The 19,632-nt window shown below is 73.2% G+C and carries 14 protein-coding genes and 1 pseudogene; 5 read left to right on the forward strand and 10 right to left on the reverse strand.

Features of this window, described 5'->3' with window-relative positions; genetic code table 11:
• Window positions 1–4 precede the first annotated feature (4 nt).
• Window positions 5–376 (reverse strand): S1 domain-containing protein, encoded by a 372-nt coding sequence (locus OG730_RS34445; protein WP_327307889.1) that lies wholly within the window; start codon window positions 374–376, stop codon window positions 5–7.
• A gap of 87 nt (window positions 377–463) precedes the next feature.
• Window positions 464–718, reverse strand: a pseudogene (locus OG730_RS44370) (IS110 family transposase); the annotation flags it as partial.
• Between the two features lie 51 nt (window positions 719–769).
• Between OG730_RS44370 and OG730_RS34455 the strand changes: the two are divergent.
• Window positions 770–1,396 (forward strand): YigZ family protein, encoded by a 627-nt coding sequence (locus OG730_RS34455; RefSeq protein WP_327307891.1) that lies wholly within the window; start codon window positions 770–772, stop codon window positions 1,394–1,396.
• A gap of 473 nt (window positions 1,397–1,869) precedes the next feature.
• Here OG730_RS34455 and OG730_RS34460 read toward each other — a convergent pair whose 3' ends face one another.
• Window positions 1,870–3,360, reverse strand: coding sequence for an RHS repeat-associated core domain-containing protein (locus OG730_RS34460; RefSeq protein WP_327309545.1), 1,491 nt, complete (start codon window positions 3,358–3,360; stop codon window positions 1,870–1,872).
• Between the two features lie 699 nt (window positions 3,361–4,059).
• On the opposite strand from OG730_RS34460, the gene OG730_RS34470 reads away from it, so the two are divergent.
• Entirely contained in the window at window positions 4,060–5,232 is a 1,173-nt protein-coding gene (locus tag OG730_RS34470) for an exonuclease SbcCD subunit D (protein WP_327307892.1), read from the forward strand.
• Entirely contained in the window at window positions 5,229–8,240 is a 3,012-nt protein-coding gene (locus OG730_RS34475; RefSeq protein ID WP_327307893.1) for an AAA family ATPase, read from the forward strand. Before OG730_RS34470 ends, OG730_RS34475 begins: the two co-directional genes overlap by 4 nt.
• A 90-nt stretch (window positions 8,241–8,330) precedes the next feature.
• Here OG730_RS34475 and OG730_RS34480 read toward each other — a convergent pair whose 3' ends face one another.
• Together OG730_RS34480 and OG730_RS34485 are read right to left on the reverse strand one after the other, a co-directional pair.
• On the reverse strand, window positions 8,331–10,049 hold the full coding sequence (locus OG730_RS34480) for a DUF885 domain-containing protein (RefSeq protein WP_327307894.1): 1,719 nt from the start codon (window positions 10,047–10,049) through the stop codon (window positions 8,331–8,333).
• A 71-nt stretch (window positions 10,050–10,120) separates the two neighbouring features.
• A complete protein-coding gene (locus tag OG730_RS34485; RefSeq protein WP_327307895.1) occupies window positions 10,121–10,603 on the reverse strand; it encodes an Lrp/AsnC family transcriptional regulator in 483 nt (160 codons plus the stop codon).
• A 60-nt stretch (window positions 10,604–10,663) separates the two neighbouring features.
• Here OG730_RS34485 and OG730_RS34490 point away from each other — a divergent pair, with 60 nt between their 5' ends.
• Window positions 10,664–11,884 (forward strand): trans-sulfuration enzyme family protein, encoded by a 1,221-nt coding sequence (locus OG730_RS34490; RefSeq protein WP_327307896.1) that lies wholly within the window; start codon window positions 10,664–10,666, stop codon window positions 11,882–11,884.
• A gap of 1 nt (window position 11,885) precedes the next feature.
• Here OG730_RS34490 and OG730_RS34495 read toward each other — a convergent pair whose 3' ends face one another.
• From OG730_RS34495 to OG730_RS34505, 3 genes are all read right to left on the reverse strand, one after another.
• Entirely contained in the window at window positions 11,886–13,349 is a 1,464-nt protein-coding gene (locus tag OG730_RS34495) for a GNAT family N-acetyltransferase (RefSeq protein WP_327307897.1), read from the reverse strand.
• A gap of 115 nt (window positions 13,350–13,464) precedes the next feature.
• Window positions 13,465–15,063 (reverse strand): alkaline phosphatase D family protein, encoded by a 1,599-nt coding sequence (locus OG730_RS34500; protein WP_327307898.1) that lies wholly within the window; start codon window positions 15,061–15,063, stop codon window positions 13,465–13,467.
• A 153-nt stretch (window positions 15,064–15,216) separates the two neighbouring features.
• Window positions 15,217–16,056, reverse strand: coding sequence for an alpha/beta fold hydrolase (locus OG730_RS34505; protein WP_327307899.1), 840 nt, complete (start codon window positions 16,054–16,056; stop codon window positions 15,217–15,219).
• Window positions 16,057–16,361: 305 nt separating this feature from the next.
• On the opposite strand from OG730_RS34505, the gene OG730_RS34510 reads away from it, so the two are divergent.
• Window positions 16,362–17,120 carry a GntR family transcriptional regulator gene (locus OG730_RS34510; protein ID WP_327307900.1) on the forward strand — a complete coding sequence of 253 codons (759 nt, stop codon included), beginning with the start codon at window positions 16,362–16,364 and terminating at the stop codon, window positions 17,118–17,120.
• 587 nt (window positions 17,121–17,707) lie between these two features.
• Here OG730_RS34510 and OG730_RS34515 read toward each other — a convergent pair.
• Together OG730_RS34515 and OG730_RS34520 are read right to left on the reverse strand one after the other, a co-directional pair.
• A complete protein-coding gene (locus OG730_RS34515) occupies window positions 17,708–18,865 on the reverse strand; it encodes an ROK family transcriptional regulator (RefSeq protein WP_327307901.1) in 1,158 nt (385 codons plus the stop codon).
• 112 nt (window positions 18,866–18,977) lie between these two features.
• Window positions 18,978–19,628 (reverse strand): response regulator, encoded by a 651-nt coding sequence (locus OG730_RS34520; protein ID WP_327307902.1) that lies wholly within the window; start codon window positions 19,626–19,628, stop codon window positions 18,978–18,980.
• Between the last annotated feature and the right edge of the window lie 4 nt (window positions 19,629–19,632).

The following is a 19,632-nucleotide window of genomic DNA, read 5'->3' on the forward strand; positions in this document are numbered from 1 at the left end:
CGGATCATGCAGGGCCGGCGAAAGGCTGGGTGGGGCTGGGCGGGAACGCCCAGCGCGGCAGTAGGTCTTCGTGCTCGGCCCACTCGCCGGGCATGACCCCCACCTGGTGGTTGTGGTCGGCATGCCAGACGACCTCGCCGGTGACACGCTGCCCCACGGTCGGCAGCTCCATGCACCTGGGCATCCTGTCGATCCTGGCCAGGCCCATGGCGTCGGGGTGGTCGTCGATGGAGAGGAAGACACCGAAGGGCTGCCGGCCGACGACCTCACCGGTGATGCGGTTACCGACGGGCAGAACGCGGACGGTCTCGGTCCAGGCTGAGGCCGCGTCGGGAATGCGCCTGCCGTTCTCCCCGGGCCAGGAGTACTCGCTCATCCGCCGATCATGGCATGAGCCGGTCACGCCTGAGAGGCGTCGGTGAAATGGGCATGCTCACGCGCCCGATCAGACTGCCAGGTGGGGCCGGGCGCCGAGCTGGGCGCCGAGGCCGGGAAAGCTGAGGATGACCTCAGCGTCCGGGTGCTGAGGGAACACCTCCTCGACCGCGTCCGCCAGGTTGTCGGTGGCGGTGCAGGCGGCTACCGGCTGGACCACGAGGGCGAGCATCTGTTTGCCGAGTGCGTCCTCGACCGGCGGCAGCTGGTGGGCCCAGGCACCTCGGACGACCTCGTGGAGCCGTTCTACCTCGGCTGCGATGCCCCGCTGACGACCGGCCCGCCCGGTTCTCCTCCGGCCGGACCGTCCTTGACCACGGATTAGGGTGGACGGGTGAAGGCAGACCAGTACGTGACGGTGGCCCGTGAGGGTGTGCACGAGTCCGAGATCAACCGCTCCCGGTTCCTGTGCGCGCTCGCGCCCGCGGCGACCGAGCGGGAGGCGCAGGAGTTCGTCGCCCGGATCCGCAAGGAGCACCCCACCGCCTCGCACAACTGCTACGCCTACGTCATCGGCGCCGATGCCTCCGTGCAGAAGGCCAGTGACGACGGCGAGCCCGGCGGCACCGCCGGGGTGCCGATGCTGCAGATGCTCACGCGCCGGGACATCCGCTACGCCGTCGCCGTCGTCACCCGCTACTACGGCGGCGTGAAGCTCGGCGCCGGCGGGCTCATCCGCGCCTACGGCGGGGTCGTCGGGGAGGCGCTCGACGTGCTCGGCACCGTCACCCGGCACCGGTACCGGCTGGTCACCGTCACCGTCGACCACCAGCGGGCCGGCAAGACCGAGAACGACCTGCGCTCCACCGGCAGGACCGTGATCGACGTGCGCTACGGGGCCGCCGTGGAGATCGAGATCGCCCTGCCCGAGGCCGACCTGCCCGCCTTCGAGGCGTGGCTGGCCGACAGCACCGCGGGGAGCGCCACCCTGACCCCGGGCGGGGAGACGTACGCGTCCTGAGCGGCCGGGGGACGAGGGGGCTGGGGGACGAAGGAGACGGGGCCACGCCGGGGAGGCGTTAGCGTGGAGGGGAGAACGGGAGCGCAGCAGGGCATCTGCCGCGAGACCCGCGGTCAAGGGGATCGGAAGGGTCTTCAGCTCGTCCATGCCGAAGTGGAGCGTGCGGTCTGTGGCCAGTGCGCCGAGGAGGACGCCCAGGGCGGATGCCGCCGCGACCGGTGCCGAGAAGGACAGGCGGGGTCGCAGACCCCGGGGGGTTTTCTTGCGGGCCGCGCGGGCCGCCATCACCAGGAAGGCGGCGGTGATGACGCATGCGGCGGCGAGCGCGCCGAGTCCGGCGGTCTTCCATGTGCCGGGGGACACGTGTACGTCCGATCCGTGGGGGTGAGGTGGCCGGTCCGGGGACCCGCGGCGCGGGTCCCCGGACCGGGGTTCATCTGTGGGGCGGGGGCTCGTTCAGCGACGAGCGCCTCCTACCTGAAGGCGTCCCAGCAGTCCTCCTGCACCGAGGAGAAGCCCATGAAGACGCTGAACGCCGAGAACAGCGCGCCTCCGTAGTACATGCCGGTCCTCCACCAGATGCGGCGCGGGGTGTTCCGCAGTGCCTTGAGCAGGTTGTACAGGCGGCTGAAGCCGACCGACCGGATGATGCGCACCGCCTGTCCGATCTTGGCCGCCTTCATCAGCCAGCCGACACCGCCCGCCCACATGGCGAGCTCGAGGATGGCGTAGACACATTTGGCGATCTTCCACCAGGTGCTTTCCGACCACCACCACTTGCCGCCCAGGTCGTACATGGTGATGGGGTCGGCCGGGTAGCCGTAGGCGTTCGCGCCGCCGTTGACGACCGCGTCGGACTGGAGGAACCGTCCGGTCTTCGGGTCGTACGCCCGGGCGCCCATCAAGGTCAGCCCGGACAGGGTGTCGCCGGAACGCTGCTGGCTGCCCAGCCAGTCGTAGCGTGCCGACGGAGTGCTGGCACGCGTGTTGCCGTACTCGTCGGTGTCGAGGAGCGTCGGCGCGACGGAGGTGTCCAGTGGCAGCAGTGCCACGTCGCCGTGGATGTCGGTGAGCTGGAGGACCGTGTTGCCGGTCTTGCTGGTGGTGGCCGCCAGGCCGCCGCCGATGGAGTCGACGTTGCGGGTGACCGTTCCGGTGGCGGAGTCCTCCACGACCCAGCTCGGCCTGTCGCAGCCGCAGTCGTAGTGGTTGGTCTTCGACTGGGTCTGGGCCCAGGTGCTGCCGCTGCCGGATTCGACCGTCCAGGAGCGGATGCGCTTGGAGCTGTCGATCTTCCAGGTCTGGCGCTGGCCGCCGACCGTCTCCTGCTGGATCCGGTCGTTGGTGAAGTAGCCGAGGGTCACGTTGCCGGGCTTGGCAGTGGTGCGACCGAAGGCGTCGTAGGTGTAGCCGGCGCCGTTCAAGCGGTCGGCACTGTCGTAGGTGGACGTGGTGGTCGTGCCGCCGGTGGTCGGGCAGTCCAGCCCGGGAGTGCCGGTGGCGGTGACCAGGGACGTGCGGTTGGACCGCTTGTCGAAGGCGTAGTCGCGCTTGGTGCAGACCGTCTCAGCGGTGTCGGCCACCGAGGTGAGCCGGCCGATCGCGTCGTAGCCGTAGGTCTGCCCCGAGTTCTGCGCGTCCGTGGTCACCTGTCCGTGGATGGAGCGGGTGGTGATGTCGGACTGCACGATCACGCCGTCGCTGTCACGCGTGTAGGTGCGCTCGACGGGGGTGCCGTTCGGGTCGAAGGCCTGCTTGAGGGAATAGCCGCCGGGCAGCTTCTCCCCGACGAGTGCGCCGTCCGGGTCGTACGACCCCGTGAACCTGCCGGCCACGGAGTCGACGGCCTTGGTGACGAGACCGCGGGGCTCGACCGCGTGGTCGTGGCTGTAGGTCACCGTGGAGGGCACGTTGCTGCCCGACTTGACCTTCCGGCCGAGCAGGTCGTACTCCGTCGTGGTCACGCCACCATCGGCGTCGGTGTAGGAGACGGGGCGTCGCGAGGGATCCTGACCCAGGAGTGCTTCTCGTCGTCCGCGAGTTCCCTTTTCGTGGGGGATGTGTTCGGTTCGGTCCTGTTCCTGCAGGATGAGGAAATCGCATCTCCGGCCCTGGGCTGTGATGGCGAAGTGGTGCGGGCCGTTTCGCCCGGCCAGCGACAACACCGCCCTCATCGCGCTGCGCGCACCCCACCCCCCCCGCCAGCCCTGAGGCCCAACGCCATGGACCACGGAACGGACGCCCCGACCGACTCGCCCCGATAGACGCCGCGTCCCCTGCACGCATCGTGGCCCTGCGTGGCACCGACAACGGGTGGGACGAACCGGGCCTGCGAGCCGCCTTCACCCGGGCCCACATCCGCGACCGTCTCCGCTGATCGTCGACCTGGTATCCCTCGAACATGCCGCGCTCACCGCCATCACCGCGGCTGATCTGCTTCGCCCACGGCAACACCCTCGTGCGCGAGCCGGGCGTGCCGCTGTGGCCGAGGTGCTTCGGCGTAGTGAGAATTGACCTCCAATTTTCGGGGTGATCTGAGGTGACTGTGGTGGATCAGGGGGCGCCATGGGTTAGCGTGGCAAGCGTTGATGGCGGGCCCCCGTGCTGGTTCGTGCTGACTTTTGAGGCGCAGTAGGGGTAAACGTGCAGGTCAGAGCGATTTCATGAGATTCCTGCACACCTCCGACTGGCACCTCGGCCGGTCCTTCCACCGGGTGAACCTGCTCGGGGCCCAGGCCGCCTTCATCGATCACCTCGTCGAGACCGTGCGGGAGCACGAGGTCGACGCCGTGCTCGTCGCCGGTGACGTGTACGACCGTGCCGTGCCCCCGCTGCCCGCCGTGGAGCTCTACGACCGGGCCCTGCACCGGCTCGCCGACCTCGGCGTGCCCACCGTGATGATCTCCGGGAACCACGACTCCGCCCGCCGCCTCGGTGTCGGGGCCGGGCTGATCGGGCGGGCCGGGATCCACCTGCGGACCGACCCCGCCGGGTGCGCCGACCCCGTGGTGCTGGCCGACGTACACGGTGACGTGGCGCTGTACGGGCTGCCGTACCTGGAGCCCGCGCTGGTCAGGGACGAGTTCGGCGCGGGCAAGGTGAGCCACGAGGCCGTGCTGGGCGCGGCCATGGACCGGATCCGGGCGGATCTGGCGGGGCGCGCGCCCGGGACCCGCTCCGTCGTCCTCGCGCACGCCTTCGTCACCGGAGGGCAGGCCAGCGACAGCGAGCGCGACATCACCGTCGGCGGGGTCGAGGCCGTGCCGGCCTCCGTCTTCGACGGGGTCGACTACGCCGCCCTCGGCCACCTCCACGGCTGCCAGACGATCAACGAACGGGTCCGCTACTCCGGTTCCCCGCTCGCCTACTCCTTCTCCGAAGCCGACCACCGCAAGAGCATGTGGCTCGTCGAGCTGGGCGGGGAGGGGGAGATCCTGAGCGCCGAGCGCGTCGACACCCCCGTGCCGCGCCGCCTCGCCCGGGTCCGGGGACCCCTGGAGGAGCTGCTGTCCGAGGGCTCGTACGCCCGGTACGAGGACTCCTGGCTGGAAGCCACCCTCACCGACCCCGTCCGGCCCGAGGACCCCATGGCCCGGCTCGCCGTCCGCTTCCCGCACACCCTCAGCCTGGCCTTCGACCCCGAGGGCCGCACCGAGGACGGCGCGGGCTCCTACGCCCAGCGGCTCAAGGGCCGCAGCGACCAGGAGATCGCCGAGGACTTCGTCGCCCATGTGCGCGGGGGCGGCGGTTTCTCCGACGAGGCCGAACGGGCCGTGCTCCAGGGCGCCTTCGACGAAGTACGCACCGAGGACAGCCGGCAGGAGACCCACCGATGAGGCTGCACCGGCTGCGCATCACCGCCTTCGGGCCCTTCGCCGAGCCCCAGGAGATCGACTTCGACGCGCTCTCCGGCGCCGGGATCTTCCTGCTGCACGGTCCCACCGGCGCGGGCAAGACCTCCGTCCTGGACGCCGTCTGCTACGCCCTGTACGGGTCCGTGCCCGGTTCCCGGCAGGCCCCGGGTACCAGTCTGCGCAGTGACCACGCGGCGTCCGACACCCCGACCGAGATCACCCTCGAACTCACCGCGGGCGGCCGGCGCCTGGAGATCACCCGGCGCCCCGAACAGGACCGGCCCAAGAAGCGCGGCACCGGGACGACGAAGGACAAGGCGCAGAGCTGGCTGCGCGAGTACGACGGGGAGGGCTGGAGCGCGCTGAGCCGGTCCCATCAGGAGATCGGCGAGGAGATCGAGCAGCTGCTCGGCATGAGCCGCGAGCAGTTCTGCCAGGTCGTGCTGTTGCCCCAGGGAGAGTTCGCGCGCTTCCTGCGGGCCGACGAGGCCGCGCGCGGCCGGCTGCTCGGCCGGCTCTTCGACACCCGCCGCTTCGCCGCCGTCGAAACCCTGCTCGGCGAGCGCCGCCGCGCCGCCGAGGCCAAGGTCCGCGCCGGAGACGAGCAGGTGCTGCACACCGCCCAGCGGCTCGCCCAGGCCGCCGGGGACGCCGCCGACCTGCGCGCCTGGCCGCTGCCCCGGCACCAGCCGGGCGACCCCGGGCTGGCCGGGGCGATCCGCGCCTGGGCCGCCGTCGCGCGCTGCTCCGCCCGGGAGCGGCTCACCGTCGCCGAGTACGCCCTCGCCGCCGTCGAGGGGCGCTACCACGCCGCCCGGCGGGCCGCCGAGGAGGCGCGGGAGCTCCACCGGTTGCAGCACCGGCACGCGGAGACCACCCGTCGGGCGGCCCTGCTCACCGAGTCCGGTCCGGAGCGGGAGCGGGTGCGCGCCCTGCTCGACCGGGCCCGGCGCGGCGCCCTCGTCGCCCCCGCCCTGGAGCTGCGCGGAGCCGCCGCCGGCGCCCACATGGCCGCCGCGCACGCGGAGTCCGTGGCCCGGGCGGAGCTGCCGCCGCAGCTCGCCGAGGCGGGGACCGAGCAGCTGGCCGCGGTCGAGCAGCGGCTGCGCGAGGATCTGGGAGCCCTCGGAGCCGCCCGCCGCACCGAGCAGCGCAGCGCCGAGATCGGCCGCGAACGGGCCGACCTGGAAAGGGAGTCCCGAGCCGCCGAGGAGCAGCAGCACGAGACCGCCGAGTGGCTCGGCCGCTGGGACGCCACCCGGACCGAGCTCGCCGGGCGCGCGGACGCCGCCCAGCAGGCCGCGACCCTGGCGGAGCAGCTCGCCGGCAAGCTGGAGCCCGCCCGGCTGCACCTGCACGCCGCCCGGCGGCGCGACGCCCTCGACGCCGACGCGGAGCAGGCCTCGGGCGAACTGCTCACCGCGCGCGAGGAGTCGGCCGTCGCCCGGGAGCGCTGGCTGGAGCTCAAGGAGGCCCGGCTGCGCGGGATCGCCGCGGAGCTCGCCGCCGCCCTGGTGGCCGGGGAGCCCTGCACCGTGTGCGGGGCCGCGGAACACCCCGCTCCCGCCCGGCCCGCCCCCGGTCACGTGGACCGGGCCGCGGAGGAGGCGGCGCACGCCCGCTTCGAGGGGGCCGAGGAGCGCAGGGCCGGCGTCGAGCGCAGGCTGGCCGCCGTCCGGGAGGCCCGCGCCGAGGCCGCGGCCGCCGCGGGGGAGGCCACCACCGCCGAACTCCTGGAACTCACCTCCGGCTTGAGTTCCCGGCACGCCGAGGCGCACGCCGCGGCCGCCGGACTGCACACCGCCCGGGAGCGGCTGGCCCGCGCCGAGCGGGAGCACGCCGTGCGCGGCGCCGAGCTGAGCGAAGCCGAGGCACGGGCCGCGGCCAGGGCTTCGCGCCGCGAGGCGCTCGACCGGGAACAGGCCTCGCTGGAAGCGGAGCTGGCCCTCGTGCGGGCGGACGCCCCCAGCGTCGCGGCCCGCGCCGGAGTCCTGGAGGACCGGGTCCGCATGGTCACGGCGGCGGCGGCCTCGCTGCGCCGGGCCGAGACCACCGCGGCCCGGCTGAAGGAGGCCGACGGCCAGCTCGCCGACGCCTCCTTCAAGGCCGGCTTCGACACCACCGAGGAGGCGGCCGACGCCGTGCTCCCGGAGTACGAGCGCAGCGCGCTCCAACGCCGCACCGACGCCTGGCAGGCGGAGGAGGCCATGCTGGCCGACCGCCTCGGCGAGGCCGACACCGCCGCGGCGGCGGCCCTGCCCCCGGCCGCGCCGGAGGAGGCCGAGGCGTACGCGGCGCTGGCCGCCGCGAAGCTTCGTACGGCCGGGTCCGCCGTGGACGCGGCCCGGGTCCGCTGCAAGGACCTCGACGGGCTCTCCCTCCAGGCCGAGCGGGAGCTGCGCTCCCTGGGACCGCTGCGCGAGGCCTACGAACGGGTGGCCCGGCTGGCCGGGCTCACCGCGGGCACCTCCGCGGACAACGAGCGCAAGATGCGGCTGGAGGCCTACGTGCTCGCGGCCCGGCTGGAGCAGGTCGCCGCCGCGGCGACCGTACGGCTGCTGCGCATGTCCGGCGGCCGCTACACCCTGCTGCACTCCGACGCCAGGGCGAGCGGACGCGGGCGTTCGGGGCTCGGGCTGCACGTGGTCGACGCCTGGACCGGCAGCGAGCGGGACACCGCCACGCTCTCCGGCGGCGAGACCTTCTTCGCCTCGCTCGCCCTCGCGCTGGGCCTGGCCGACGTGGTCACCGACGAGGCGGGCGGCATGCGGCTGGACACCCTCTTCATCGACGAGGGCTTCGGGAGCCTCGACGACCAGGCGCTGGACGAGGTGCTCGACGTCCTGGACTCGCTGCGCGAACGCGACCGCAGCGTCGGCATCGTGAGCCACGTCGCCGACCTGCGGACGCGGGTGCAGGCCCAGCTGGAGATCGTCAAGCAGCGCGGAGGCTCGGTCGTGCGCCACCGCACGGCGGGCGGAACGGGCTGACATACCTGGTCAGCGGCGTCGCTCGTACGGACGGCCGGGCCGGCTCCCACGCGGAGCCGGCCCGGCCGTGCGTCAGAGGTGTCCCGGCGGTCAGAGCTTCGAGAGCTCGTCCACCAGGTCGTCCAGGCCCAGCGAACCCTGGGACAGGGCCGCCATGTGCCAGGCCTTCAGGTCGAAGGAATCACCGTGCGCGGCACGCGCGTTGTCACGGCCCTGCAGCCAGGCGCGCTCGCCCAGCTTGTAGCCGATGGCCTGGCCCGGCATCGACAGGTAGCGGGTCAGCTCGCTCTCGACGAAGTCGCCCGGCCGGCCGCTGTGCAGGCCGAAGAACTCCTGCGCCAGGTCGACCGTCCAGCGCTCGCCCGGGTGGAACGGCGAGTGCTCCGGGATCTCCAGACCCAGGTGCATGCCGATGTCCACGATGACGCGCGCGGCGCGCATCATCTGGGCGTCCAGGTAACCGAGGCGCTGCTCGGCGTCCTTGAGGTAGCCCAGCTCGTCCATCAGGCGCTCCGCGTACAGCGCCCAGCCCTCGCAGTTGGCGCTGACGAGACCGATGCCGGCCTGGTAGCGGGAGAGCTGGTCCGCCACGTGCACCCACTGCGCCAGCTGGAGGTGGTGGCCCGGAACGCCCTCGTGGTACCAGGTGGACACCAGGTCGTAGACGGGGAAGCGGGTCTCACCCATCGTCGGCAGCCAGGTGCGCCCCGGACGGGAGAAGTCCTCCGAGGGGCTCGTGTAGTACGGGGCCGCGGCGCCGCCCGGAGGGGCGATCCGCGACTCCACGCGCTTGACCCGGTCGGCGAGTTCGAAGTGGGTGCCGTCGAGGTTCTCGATGGCCTCGTCCATCAGGCCCTGCAGCCAGGCCTGGACCTCGTCCACGCCCTCGATGTGGGTGCCGTGCTCGTCGAGGTGCTTGAGGGCCTCCCACGGACCGGCGCCCGGCAGGATCTTGGCGGCTTCGGTCTTCATCTCCGCCAGCAGCCGGTGGTACTCCGACCAGCCGTAGGCGTACGCCTCGTCCAGGTCCAGGTCGGCGCCGTTGAAGTAGCGCGACCAGAGCGCGTAGCGCTCGCGGCCCACCGGGTCGGGCTTGCCCTCGACCGCGGGGGCGTACACGTCCCGTACCCAGTCGCGCAGTTCCACGACGGCGGCGGTCGCGGCGGCGGCGGCCTCGTCGAGCTCGGCGCGCAGCGCCTGGGGGCCGGCGGCGGCGAACTCCGCGAAGTAGCCGCCCTTGCCCCCGCTCTCGGAGCCCTCGCCCTGGCCCGCCCACCCGGTGAGCTGCTCGATGAAGGTGGCGGTGGGGCGCGGGCTGCCGAACAGGCCGCGGTCCAGGCCGAGCGCGAGGGACTCGCGGTAGCCCGCGTACGCGGCCGGTACGGCGCGCAGCCGTTCCGCGATCGCGGCCCAGTCCTCGTCGGTCTCGGCCGGGGTCAGGGAGAAGATCTCGCGGACCGAGTGCGCGGGGGAGTGGATGTTGCTGACCGCGCGCAGGCCCTCGTCGGCGTCGAGAACGGCGAGTTCGGCGTTGAGGCGCTCGCGCAGCAGGCGGGCGCAGCGGCGCTCGGCTTCGCTGTCGGCGCCCGGCAGCAGCTCGGCGGCGTCGAGCTTGGCGAGGGTGGTGCGGCAGAGTTCGGCGGTCGCCGCCTGGCCGGCCGGGGAGAGGTCCGGGAGCTTGCCGGAGCTCGAGGCGACACCGAGGTAGGTGCCCGTGATCGGGTCGAGGGCGATGAGGTCGTCGACGTAGGCATCGGCGATCTGGCGGGGCAGCCGCGCGGTGCTGTCACTGGTGATGGTGTCTGACATGTGGACATCTTCGTATGCGCGAAGGGTCCGCGTCATCACCAAAGAGCGTCAGCCTGCTGACCTGAAGAGCGTCAGCCCGCTGCCGTGGGGGGCAGCAGCGGGCCGCAGTCCCACTCCTGGAAGATCAGTCGGGTCTCCACCCGGGCCACTTCGCGGCGCGAGGTGAACTCGTCGAGGACCAGCCGCTGGAGTTCGCCGGGATCGGAAACGGCAACGTGGACGAGGTAGTCGTCCGGGCCCGTCAGATGGAAGACGGACCGCGACGCCGGCAGCGAGCGCACGCGTTCGACGAAGGGACCGATCAGCTCGCGCCGGTGCGGACGCACCTGCACGAGGAGCAGCGCCTCCAGCCCGCGCCCGAGTTTGGCCGGATCGAGCTGGAGCCGGTTGCCGAGGATGATTCCGCAGCGGCGCATCCGGGCGACCCGGTCCAGACAGGTCGACGCGGCGATGCCGACCTCGGCGGCCAGATCGCGGTAGGTGGTCCGGGCGTCGTTCTGTAGAAGGCGCAGAATCCGCAGATCGACCGGGTCCAGAGCGACGGATTCGGACATTGGCCGAACGTAGCACGGAGATTTCCCGCCGGAGCCGTCGCGCTGCGCACAGTACGGCGCATGGAGACGAACGCCCCGACCGTACGACGGTCACTGGCCACAGAAGCGGTTCATGCCGGACGCGAGGACCTCGCCGGGCTCGGACTGCACGCGCCTCCGCTCGATCTGTCGACGACCTACCCGTCGTACGACAGCCGGGCGGAGGCCGCCCGCATCGACGAGTTCGCCACGACGGGAGCCCGGCCCGAGGGCCCGCCGGTCTACGCCCGGCTGGACAATCCGACCACCGCCCGGTTCGAGACGGCCCTGGCCCGGCTCGAAGGCACCGAGAGCGCCGTCGCCTTCGCGAGCGGGATGGCCGCGTTGTCGGCGTGCCTGCTGGTGCGGGGGATGAAGGAGCTGCGTCACGTGGTCGCCGTACGGCCGTTGTACGGGTGCAGCGACCACCTGCTGAGCAGCGGCCTGCTGGGATCCACCGTGACCTGGGTGGACCCGGAGGGCATCGCCGGCGCCATCCGGCCCGACACCGGTCTCGTCATGATCGAGTCGCCCGCCAATCCGACGCTCGCGGAGATCGACCTGCGCGCCGCCGCCGAGGCCTGCGGGGAGGTTCCGCTGCTGGTCGACAACACCTTCGCGACGCCCGTCCTGCAGCGGCCGGCCGAGAGCGGGGCCCGGCTGGTGCTGCACAGCGCCACCAAGTACCTCGGCGGCCACGGGGACGTGCTCGGCGGGGTCGTCGCCTGCGACGAGGAGTTCGCCCGGCAGCTGCGCCAGGTGCGGTTCGCCACCGGCGGAGTCCTGCACCCGCTGGCCGCCTACCTGCTGCTACGGGGGCTCTCGACGCTCCCCGTACGGGTCCGGGCGGCCTCCGCGAGCGCCGCGGAGCTGGCCGGGCGGCTCGCGGCCGACCCGCGGGTGCTGCGCGTGCACTACCCGAAGATCGGCGGAGCCATGGTGGCCTTCGAGACGGCCGGCGACCCGCACGAGGTGATCGCCTCCGTACGGCTGATCACCCCGGCGGTCAGCCTGGGCAGTGTCGACACCCTCATCCAGCACCCGGCCTCCATCAGCCACCGCATCGTGGCCGAGGGGGACCGCCACGCCTCGGGCGTGAGCGACCGGCTGCTGCGCATGTCGGTCGGGCTGGAGGACGTGGACGACCTCTGGGCCGATCTGGACCAGGCGCTGGACCGGGCGATGGCCCGGGAGGGGGCCGGAGTCGGGGTCGGGGTCGGGGCTGGCGCGGCGGTCGGCGCCGGGGTCGGCGCGGGGGTCTAGCTCACTGCCGGCCGCGGGGCAGGCCGCGGGATTCGCCCGGGAGCTCGTACGGGAGCTCATACGGCAGCCGGGAGCTGACCGGGGTGGCGTCGAGCCGGGCCGTGATCACCAGGGTGCCCTCCTCGATCTGGTAGTCGAGGGGGAGGCCGAGACCGCGCATGGCGGCGACCATGCCGGTGTTGTGGGCCTGGGTGACGGCGTACACGCTGTCGCATCCGGCCTCGACGGCCATCGCGATCAGTCGGCCCAGCAGCTCGGAGCCGATGCCGCGGCGCTGCCAGTCGTCCTCGATGAGCAGCGCCACCTCGGTCTCGTCGCCGTCCCAGAGCAGGTGGCCGAGGGCGACGAGCTTGCCGGAGGCGGTGGTCGCGGCGAGGGTGCGGCCGAAGCGCGGGCTCAGCAGGTGGCCGAGGTAGCGGTCGGCGTCGGCGACGGGGCCGTGGTACCGCAGGGCGAGGGTGCGCTCCGAGCAGCGGTCGTGCATGGCGCGGGCCGCGGGCAGGTCGGAGCCGTCGGCGCGGCGGACGGTGATCTCGTTGCCCTCGGGGAGGGTCAGTACGTCCCGGCTGCGCGGGACCCGCGGCCCGAGCCGGGCGTCCAGCTCGACGAGGGCGCGGGCGCGCGCGAACTCGGTCGGGGTGAAGGGCAGGTACGGCCGCTCGATGGTGATCGCACCGCCGGAAGGGTCGCGCAGCTTCATGACCGTGGCCTCCAGGACGCCTTCCACGGGCGCGTCGGCGCCGGTGTTGGGGCGCCCGGAGAGGGTGGTCGCCGGGATCGAGTGGATGGTGCAGCGGCCGAGCAGCTGGCGCAGGGCGAGCGGCAGCTCGGCGGCGTCCAGTGCGGTGCGGGTGGCCAGCCCCAGGACCCGGGTCGGGGTGTCGACCAGGTCGTGGGCGTCGGCGCGCTCGATCCAGGTGCTGTGGCCGCCGGCGCCGGAGATGGCCCGGGTGAGGTCGGCGGAGGGGAGCTGCTGCGGGGCGCGCAGCAGGAACTCGTCCACCGTGCCGCCCTCGGGCAGGGGGTGCGTCTGCAGGGTCAGGATGTCGACCCCGCGGCCGGCCAGCGCGGTGCAGAGCGCGGCGAGGCTGCCGGGCTCGTCGCGCACGGTGGTCCGCATCCGCCACAGGGCGGCGGCGGGCGGGGTGTCCGTACCGTCGGGACCGGTCGTACCGGCCGCCTCCGCGACCGTCCCGGTACCCGTGGCCGGGTCCGGGAGGCCGGTGTCCGTGGGCGGCGGCGCATGGCTGTGGCGGCGTGCCCACCAGGTGTGGAACGCCGCCGTGACCAGGAGCGCGACGGCCGAGGCGACGAGCAGGACCGGGCCGCGGGGGCCGTGCACGACGAGATTGGCGATGGCGTCGGCGACCGCGACGGCGCAGAAGAGAGCGGCGAGTTCGACGACGTCGCGGCGCCAGTGGTGGCGGTGGGGACGCTGGGCAGGGGCAGGAATACGCTCAGTCATGCAGACCACTGTGACGCAGGGGTGTTGCGTGATCACGAACGATCTGTGACCGACTGGTTAAGGATCCATCTGGCCGATTTCGCCCTGTTTTCCGGCCGATTTCAGATGGAGGCGCCTACTGCCCCACCCGTCCGGGCTGCAGGGTCCGCGTGAACAGTACGCCGCCTCCCTGGCGGCGCAGCCGGACGGTGAGCTCGCCGCACTCCCCGTCGATCTCGACCTCACCGTAGTACGGGGGGTTCTCGGACGGGGACATGTTGGCGAAGGGCGCGGACTGGACGTAGACCGTCTCCGGGCCGAAGGTGGCGTCCAGCCGGCCGGCGGGGAACCCGCCCGCGCCGATGGGGCCGGAGACGAACTCCCAGAAGGGCGCGAAGTCGGTGAAGGCGGCCCGCTCGGGCGCGTAGTGGTTCGCGGCCGTGTAGTGGACGTCGGCGGTGAGCCAGAGGGTGCCGGTGATGCGCTGGTGCTTGACGTGGCGCAGCAGCTCGGCGATCTGCAGCTCCCGCCCGAGCGGCGCGCCGGGATCGCCCTGGGCGACGGCCTCGAAGTTCGCGGCCCCGTCGGCCACCACGATGCCCAGCGGCATGTCGGCGGCGATCACCTTCCACGTGGCGCGGGAACGCGACAGCTCGCGCTTGATCCAGGCCAGCTGCTCGGGACCGAGGATGCCGATGGGGTCGTCGGTCTGGCGGCCGGGGGAGTTCGCGTCGCGGTAGGTGCGCATGTCGAGGACGAAGACGTCGAGCAGCGGGCCGTAGCGCATCACGCGGTACATCCGGCCCTCGGCGCGGCCTCCGCGCAGGTCGGTGACCGGGAAGTACTCGCCGAAGGCCCGGCGGGCCCGGCCGGCGAGGGTGTCGACGTCCTTCACGGTGTAGCGGGGGTCGTCGAGGATCTGGCCGGGGTACCAGTTGTTGCGCACCTCGTGGTCGTCCCACTGGGCGAGGACCGGCACCTGGGCGTTGAAATCGCGCAGGTTGCGGTCGAGGAGGTTGTAGCGGAAGTTGCCCCGGTACTCGGCGAGGGTCTCGGCGACCTTCGCCTTCTCCTCGGTGGTCACGTTGTGCCACAGGGTTCCGTCGCGCAGCGGTACGGAGGCCTGGATCGGCCCGTCGGCGTAGATGGTGTCCCCGCTGAAGAGGAAGAAATCGGGGTCCCGCAGCCGCATTTCGTCGAAGACGCGGTAGCCGCCGAGCTCCGGGTTGATGCCCCAGCCCTGGCCGGCGAGGTCCCCGGACCACAGGAAGCGCACGTCGCGGCGTCGGGAGGCCGGGGTGGTCCGGAAGGTGCCGTGGACCGGCTCGCCGCTGCGGCGCGGGTCGTCGGGGTCGGTGAGGGTCACCCGGTAGTGGATCTGCTGGCCGGGCGGGAGCTCGCGCAGCGTGGTGGTGCCCGTGAAGTCGGTGTCCGGGCCGAGCAGCGGGCCGCGGTGGCGGCGCACGGCGTAGCGGAACGACTCGCTCGGGGAGGTCTCGACGTACATCCGCGCGGGGCGGTCGGAACGCGTCCAGACGGTGGCGGAGTGGGCGGTGATCTCGCCGGACTGGACGCCCCAGAAGGCGTTCGGGCGGTCCGAGCGGACGAAGGCGGGCACCGCCGCGTGGGCGGGAGTGGTCAGGACGCCCGTGAGGGCGCTGGACAGGGCGAGGCTCACGGGAACGGCGAGGGAACCGCCGAGCAGGGAGCGTCGGGTGTGCGGCAGAGGTGCCATCGGTGCGTCTCCAGAGGCCGGCGGGGACGGGCCGGACCAGTGTGCTGCCGTACACCGGCCGCACACCGGACCGCCCACGTCGCGCACGCGAACCATGCGTGAACACTGATGCGCATGGCTAGGGCTGACGGCCGGTCAGCACCGGTCAATGCCTCACCGGGCGAGCTTGGTCGTGTCCAGGATGACGCGGGCGACCAGGGCCGGGTCGTCGTTCATGGGGACGTGGCCGCAGCCGGGAAGCGTGACGAGGCGCGCGCCGGGGATGGTGTGCTTCGCGCGGACGCCCTGGCGGCGCAGGAGCAGCCGGTCGCGACTGCCCCAGGCGATGGTGACGGGCAGATCGGGCAGATCCGCGGTGAACCGTACGGAGCCGCCCGCGGCCAGGGTCTGCTCGAAACCGGTGGCCTCGCGCAGGGCGACGGTCTCGGCGACCACGGAGCCGGGCGAACGCCGTCCCGGGCGCGCGTAGATGCTGCCGGTCAGCGCGGCGCGTCCGGCGGAGCTCCGGGCGAGCCGTTCCACCGCGGACAGGGGCAGTGCGCCGGCGCCGGCGCGCATCGCGCGCAGCGCGGTGAAGGCGTAGCGGCGTTCGCCCTCCGACCAGAACCCGGCGGGGGAGAGGGCGGTGACCGAGCGGGCCAGGCCGACGCGCCCCATCTCCAGGGCGAGCAGCCCGCCGAGGGAGTTGCCCGCGACGTGCGGCCGCTCCGTGCCCAGCGCCGCGCAGAGGGCGCCCAGCGCCGGGGCGACGATGCCCAGATCGTACGGAACCCCGTGCGGCAGCGGCTCCGAGACGCCGAAGCCGGGCAGGTCGACGGCGATCACGTCGTACTCGGCGGCCAGGACGTCGGTCACCGGGCGCCAGGCCTGGAGGTGGTGGCCGATCCCGTGGAGCAGCAGGAGCGGCTCGCCCGCGCCCTTGCGCTCGTAAGCGGCGGTGGTGGTGCGGGGGCCCAGCGGCGAATCGATCGTGAAGGAGACCGTGGCGGTCATGCTGCTCCTCGTCGGGGTCGGGCGGCTTCGGCGGCCGTGTGAGACGGCTTGTCAGTAGTGTCTCTCGGCCGGTTACCGCCCGGTAGCCCCTGGGGCCGGGACTTCGTCTTTCGTGGTCCGCGCGAACATCCCGTGAACAGCTTGATGCATATGCCCGATCTGCCCGGTAAAGGGGTGAGCATTGGTCTTGACCAAGGGGGTGCGCCGTCCTATCGTCGCAGGCATAGTGCAGGAACCTTTAATAAACAAAGGCGCGGAACTCACGCTGGAACACGGCGAGTGCGGCGATTGCAGGAGGAGTCAGGGTGGGGACCATGCAGCTCGAATCGGTGCCGGAGCCGAAGTACTTGCACCTCAAGACCGTCCTCAGTGAGGCGCTCGACCAGGACTTCGCCGTGGGCGAGATCCTGCCGAACGAGCGCGAGCTCGCCGCCCGCTTCGGTGTCGCCCGGGCGACCCTGCGCCAGGCCCTGGAGCAGCTCGAACTCGAAGGCCGCCTCCAGCGCCGCCGCGGCGTCGGCACCACCGTCGCCCCGCCGCGCGTGGGCGTCGACGTCGGCGGAGCCCGGAACGGCTGGCCCGGCGAGAGCGTCGACGGGTGGGAGCCGGTCGACGCGGCCGAGGCCGTCGTGCCCTCCGCCGTCCTGAAGCTCCTCGGAACGGCCCCCGGCGAGCTGGTGCTCGCGGTGCGCCGCAGCCGCGTCGAGCAGGGCCAGGTCCTCGCGGCCGAGCTGCTCTACGTGCCGGCCTCCTCGGTGCAGGGCCTCTCCGCGATCGACGCCCCGGCCGGTCCGGCCCGCGCCCGCGCCGTGATGCGCGAGCTGCGGAAGCTGGTCCTCGACGGACAGGACCGCTCGGTGGAACTCGGCTCCGCCCGCGCCGACGACGCGAAGGAACTGGACCGCCTGCCGGGCGCCCCGGTCCTGCTGGTCACCACCCGCTACTTCACGGCGGCGGGCACGGCGGCCGTCTCGGTGGCCACCTACCGCGCGGACACCTGCCGGCTCACCTTCGGCGACTCGGGCGATGTACAGATCACGCACGACACGCGGGTCGCGTCCTGACCCCGCGCTGACGACGTACCGACCGGGGCCGCCACACAGTGGGGGCCCCGCTCTGCGGGGTCTGGGGCGGAGCCCCAGAGTCTTTGCAGCCCGCCAGGCCTCGGAGGCCCGGGGCTGGGGGCCTGGGGGCCTGGGGCCTGGGGCCTGGGGGCCGAGGCTTTCAGCCGTCCGGCCTCCGAGGCCCGGAGCCTGGGACTTTTCAGCCGTCCGGCGTTCGAGGACCGGGGTCCGGGGCGGAGCCCCAGGGGGTCCGGGCGCAGGCCGGTACCCCCTCCAGCCCGTCCGGCGTTTGAGGACCGGGTCCGGGCAGAGCCCGGGGGCCCCTCCCAGCCCCGTCCGGCGTTTGAGGGGCGGGTCCGGGCAGCGCCCGGGGAACGGTGGAAGGGCGGGTAGGGGACTCAGCCCCGCAGGGCCTCACCGACGCCGCCCCGCGGGCTCGACCGGCGCCAGTCCCTGAGCGGCGGCGCATGCACGAATCCGCAGCCCCGCAGCCGGCGACGCGGACCGGTACCGGCAGCGGCACCGGTACCGAGCCCCCAGAAGATCAGCCGCGGCGGGCACCGCATCCGCAGCGCCCCCCAAAAAAATCAGCGGCGGCGCGCGGTGACCGTCTTCTCCACCGCGAACAGCTCCTCCTCCACATGATCCAGCGCCAGCCGCAACGCTCCCGTCGCCACCGCCGCCTCGCCCAGCAGCGACAGCGCCACGCGCGGCGGCCGCAGGCAGTACCGCTCCAGCTCCCGGCGCAGGGGATCCAGTACGCCGTCCAGTCCGGCGGCCCAGCCGCCGACCACGACCAGCTCCGGATCCATCGCCAGGACCAGCGCGGTCACGTCGTGGACGAGGCGCTGGATGAACCGCTCCACCGCCGCCACCGCGCCCACGTCCCCGCGCCTGGCCATCGCGAAGACCTCCGCCACCGCCCGTTCGTCCAGTGGGTGCAGCGGTTCGCCGGTCGTCGACAGCAGTGTCTCCGGAGTGGCCTCGCGCCCCAGCAGGTGCAGCGCGCCGATCTCCCCGGCCGCCCCGCCGAACCCCCGGTGCAGCCGGCCCCCGATCAGGGAGCCCGCTCCGGGGCTGAGCCCGGCCATCACGAAGACCATGTCGTCCGTGTCGGTCGCGGCGCCCTTCCAGTGCTCGGCGACCGCCGCGGCGTTGGCGTCGTTCTCCACCTGTACCGGGCAGCGGAACGAGCGCCGGAGCCGTTCCCCGAGCGGCAGCCCGGTCCACCCGGGCAGGGCCGTGCCGAGGCGGACGGTGCCGTCGGCCTCCACGATCCCGGGGCTGCCCACGCCGACCGCCCGCAGCGAGTCGCGGGGTACCCCGGCGCGGCGCAGCAGGTCGGCCACCGCACCGCGGACCCGGTCGAGGCGTTCGTCGGCGGAGGCCGTCTCGGCGACCTCTTTGGTGCCGGCGCCGATCACCCGGCCGTCCAGCCCTGACAGCAGCACCGCGATCCGGTGCGCACCGATCTCCACACCGAGCAGGTGCCCCGCCTCCGCGCGGAAGCGGAACCGTCTGGCCGGGCGCCCCTGGCGCCGCGCGCCCTCTTCCGCGTCCGCCTCGACGACCAGACCCGTCCCGATGAGTCCTTCGACGACCCCCTCGACGGTGGGCCGCGAGAGGCCGGTGACCCGGGTGAGGTCAGTGAGCGTCGGCGATTCGGCCGCACGCAGGGCCCGCAGCACCACGGCGGAGTTGATCCGCCGCAGCAGAGAGGGGTCCCCGCCGGTCAGCTGCCCCAACGTGTGTCCTCCCAGCGAGCGAGCATGTCAGCCGGATCGTACTGCGCACCGGCCGCGGCGGCGAGAAGCGGCCCCCCATCGGCCGGAATCCGCCCTTCCTCTGGTGGGCCGATCAGGCGGGAGCGACGAAGCCGGACTCGTACGCGGTGATCACGGCCTGGGTCCGGTCACGTGCCCCCAGCTTCGCCAGGATCGCGCTGACGTGGGACTTCACCGTCTCCGTGCCCACGATCAGCTCGCGGGCGATCTCGATGTTGGTCAGCCCCTTGGCCATCAGCCGGAGCACCGCCTCCTCCCGCTCGGTCAGCGCCGCCCGCTCCAGTACCGTCCGCGCCTGCCGGTTGCCGTACTCGGCGGCCAGCGAGCGGACCGCCGCGGGGAAGAGCAGCGTCTCGCCCTCCGCCACCAGCCGGACCGCGTGAACGATCTCCGACGGCCGGGCCCGCTTCAGCAGGAACCCGTCCGCGCCGGCCCGCAGCGCCTGGTAGACGTACTCGTCGTTCTCGAAGGTGGTGACCACGAGGATCTTCGGAGGTGAGTCCACGCTCCGCAGGACCGCCCGGGTCGCCTCGATCCCGTCGAGCAGCGGCATCCGCACGTCCATCGCCACGACATCGGGGCGCAGTTGCCGCACGAGCGGGACCACCGCGGCTCCGTCGGCGGCCTCGCCGATCACCTCGATGTCGGGCTGGGCGTCCAGGACGGCGCGCAGACCCGCACGCACCAGGGGCTCGTCATCGACGAGCAGTACGGTAACCGGCATCCGG

Source organism: Streptomyces sp. NBC_01298 (assembly GCF_035978755.1).
In the GTDB taxonomy this organism is placed as follows: domain Bacteria; phylum Actinomycetota; class Actinomycetes; order Streptomycetales; family Streptomycetaceae; genus Streptomyces.

Coding starts and splice junctions, on each gene's coding strand:
- OG730_RS34470 (WP_327307892.1), top strand. CDS start 4,060: ATGAGATTCCTGCACACCTCCGACTGGCACCTCGGCCGGTCCTTCCAC.
- OG730_RS34485 (WP_327307895.1), bottom strand. CDS start 10,603: ATGTCCGAATCCGTCGCTCTGGACCCGGTCGATCTGCGGATTCTGCGC.
- OG730_RS34500 (WP_327307898.1), bottom strand. CDS start 15,063: ATGGCACCTCTGCCGCACACCCGACGCTCCCTGCTCGGCGGTTCCCTC.
- OG730_RS34475 (WP_327307893.1), top strand. CDS start 5,229: ATGAGGCTGCACCGGCTGCGCATCACCGCCTTCGGGCCCTTCGCCGAG.
- OG730_RS34520 (WP_327307902.1), bottom strand. CDS start 19,628: ATGCCGGTTACCGTACTGCTCGTCGATGACGAGCCCCTGGTGCGTGCG.
- OG730_RS34495 (WP_327307897.1), bottom strand. CDS start 13,349: ATGACTGAGCGTATTCCTGCCCCTGCCCAGCGTCCCCACCGCCACCAC.
- OG730_RS34505 (WP_327307899.1), bottom strand. CDS start 16,056: ATGACCGCCACGGTCTCCTTCACGATCGATTCGCCGCTGGGCCCCCGC.
- OG730_RS34445 (WP_327307889.1), bottom strand. CDS start 376: ATGAGCGAGTACTCCTGGCCCGGGGAGAACGGCAGGCGCATTCCCGAC.
- OG730_RS34480 (WP_327307894.1), bottom strand. CDS start 10,049: ATGTCAGACACCATCACCAGTGACAGCACCGCGCGGCTGCCCCGCCAG.
- OG730_RS34490 (WP_327307896.1), top strand. CDS start 10,664: ATGGAGACGAACGCCCCGACCGTACGACGGTCACTGGCCACAGAAGCG.